Origin of the sequence: Prauserella flavalba (assembly GCF_003202235.1) — a bacterium.
GTDB lineage: Bacteria > Actinomycetota > Actinomycetes > Mycobacteriales > Pseudonocardiaceae > Prauserella_A > Prauserella_A flavalba.
The window spans coordinates 1-2324 of the sequence record NZ_MASU01000038.1; the positions used below are offsets into that span (position 1 = coordinate 1).

Consider the following 2324-nt stretch of genomic DNA (forward strand, 5'->3'; position numbering starts at 1 on the left):
GCTACCAGCGGAAACGCTGAAACCGTAGCAAGCACAGCGCTTGTAGAGCAAGAGATTGGCGACGTACGATTCGCCGCATGTCGCCGATCTCTGCCCTCGCCGATGACTGGAGCCGGTCCCTCCGCGCCGCTGGAAAGTCCGACAACACCACCGACTTGTATCTGCGCCATGTGCGCTACCTCACCGCGTGGCTGGAGGAGAACGGGCACCCCCTCGACCCGGCCGAGATCGATCGCGCCGTCCTGGAGACCTACGTCGTCGAACTCGGGAACCGCCGCACCCGCCGCAACGGTCGCGAGGGCGAGAAGGTCAAGCCGTCGTACGTCTCGACGCAATACCGCTCGCTGCAACAGTTCTGGGGATGGCTCGAAGCAGAAGACGAGATCACCGACAACCCCTTCCACAAGATGAGTCCGCCGCACGTACCCGAGCAGCCCGTGCCCGTGCTGCCCGACAACGCGATCAAGGCGCTCCTCGCGACGTGTCAAGGCCGCACGTTCGAGCAACTGCGCGACACCGCGATCATTCGGCTGTTCCTCGATGTCGGTGTGCGAGTGTCGGGCATGGCCGGCATTCAGCTCGACGACCTCGACTTCGACACCGATACCGTCCGCGTTGTACTCAAGGGCGGCAGCGACAAAGTGTTGCCGTTCGGCACGAAGACCTCCGACGCGCTCCGCCGTTACCGCCGTGCGCGCGCCAAAGAGCCACGTGCGGACCGGTACACGGCCCTTTGGCTGGCCACACGCGGCCGGGGTCCACTCACCCCGGGTGGCATACGCCAGATGCTGGAGCGGCGTGCCGACGATGCCACATTGCCGGACGGCGTGCACCCGCACCTGTTCCGGCACTTCTTCGCACACACCTGGCTGGCGAACGGCGGCCAGGAGAACGACCTGATGCGGTTGATGGGCTGGCGCTCCCGCACGATGCTCGGCCGGTATGCCGCCTCGGCCGCCGATGAGCGGGCCCGCGAGGCACACAAGCGGGCCGCGCTCGGCGACCGGTTTTAGACGGCTTGCGGTGTGACGTCCCTGACGAGCGCGAGCAGCTCGGCGACGAACACGTTCAGCGCCGGGGCCTTCGGTCGCGCGCCCAGGTCATCGGCCGGTGTTTCCTGGGCGGGATCATCGGGTTGATCGGCTGGCGGGTCGGGCCGTTCCTCGGTGGGGGCGAGCTCAACCGGTGGCGTGTTGGTGCCGGGCGCTTCGGGCGTGGTGGTCGGTGCCCGGACGCTCGTCCCCGGCCCGTCTGGTGCTCGCGCTGGTGGGTTGTCCGTCGTCCCGTCGACGAGGACAGGGGTGGAGGGCGCCGTGCGGTCGCTCACCACGCTGGCGGCGTCCGGCTCAGCCATCGTGTCGGGGCGCGGGACCCGGGCGGTCCGGGTTTCGATCACGGTGGACACGGTCTGCGGTGGGCGTCTTGCGGAAGGCGGTGGGGGTTCCTGGTCGTCGGACGCTTGCCGCGAACCCAATGCCGCTCCGATCGCGGTGAAGGCGAGAACCGTGACGGCAGCCGCGGCGATGCCCGCCCGTACGGCCGAGGTGCCGCGGCGAGGGTGCCCGGGTTTCGCGAGGTCGGGGCCGGGTGGCGCGTCGGGCACGACACGCAGGTGGTTACGGCGTGGGTGGTGCGGGATGGGGAGCGCGGAGAGCTCCTCCAGTAGTCGGCGTGCCGCCGCGCGGCGGCGCACTCGTCGGTTGACGAGGACGGCCGCGGCTGTGAGGGCTGATGCGACCAAGGTTGTCCCGGCCGCTATGAGAATGGTTGACACATGCTACGTAATCGCGCGTGTCTGTGAGGTTTTGACGCTCCGTGCCGAATCCGATACAGAATTAGCTCGTTCGGCGCAATCGCCGTTTCATTTTTCGCGCCTCGCGTTCGCGGCGAGCGAAAATGAAGCGCCACCGCTTCTCCTCGGGCTCCTCATCGATCGCCATCATCGCTTCCTCGACCTCGTCGCGGAGCACACGCGCGTACAGGTCGTCATCGGCAGGTGCCGCCCGGCGCGCCGGCGGCTCCTTCAGCTGCCGGATCACCCCGACGTCGTTTCGCAGGATTGCGTCGACGGTGCCGTCCGGCCAGTCGTAGGCGCGCTCGATGGCGAGCTTGCTATCGAGCGTCAGCGGTGCGCGGTCCTTGCGGATGTTGCGCAGGAGCGCGGACGAGATGCCGGCCGCGTCGGCGATCTCCTCCCACCTCTTGCCCATCCGGGCGCGCGCGAGGTTCATGACTTCGTCCAGCCGTGCTCGGTCGGCACTAGCCATGGGTGCCCCCGTCCTGTCGCAGCGGTCGGGAACGAAGCTTAACGCAACCTAACGCTA

The 2324-nt window shown here is 68.1% G+C and carries 3 protein-coding genes; 1 reads left to right on the forward strand and 2 read right to left on the reverse strand.

What is annotated here, in order from left to right; translation table 11 throughout:
- Positions 1-77: 77 nt before the first annotated feature.
- A complete protein-coding gene (locus BA062_RS39425) occupies positions 78-1013 on the forward strand; it encodes a tyrosine-type recombinase/integrase (RefSeq protein WP_110344214.1) in 936 nt (311 codons plus the stop codon).
- On the opposite strand, the gene BA062_RS39430 is transcribed toward BA062_RS39425, so the two are convergent.
- Both BA062_RS39430 and BA062_RS39435 read right to left on the reverse strand, forming a co-directional pair.
- Positions 1010-1405, reverse strand: a complete 396-nt coding sequence (locus tag BA062_RS39430) for a hypothetical protein (protein WP_168214229.1) — start codon at positions 1403-1405, stop codon at positions 1010-1012. The two genes, BA062_RS39425 and BA062_RS39430, sit on opposite strands and share 4 nt — an antisense overlap.
- Positions 1406-1835: 430 nt before the next feature.
- A complete protein-coding gene (locus BA062_RS39435; RefSeq protein ID WP_110344216.1) occupies positions 1836-2231 on the reverse strand; it encodes a hypothetical protein in 396 nt (131 codons plus the stop codon).
- Positions 2232-2324: the final 93 nt, after the last annotated feature.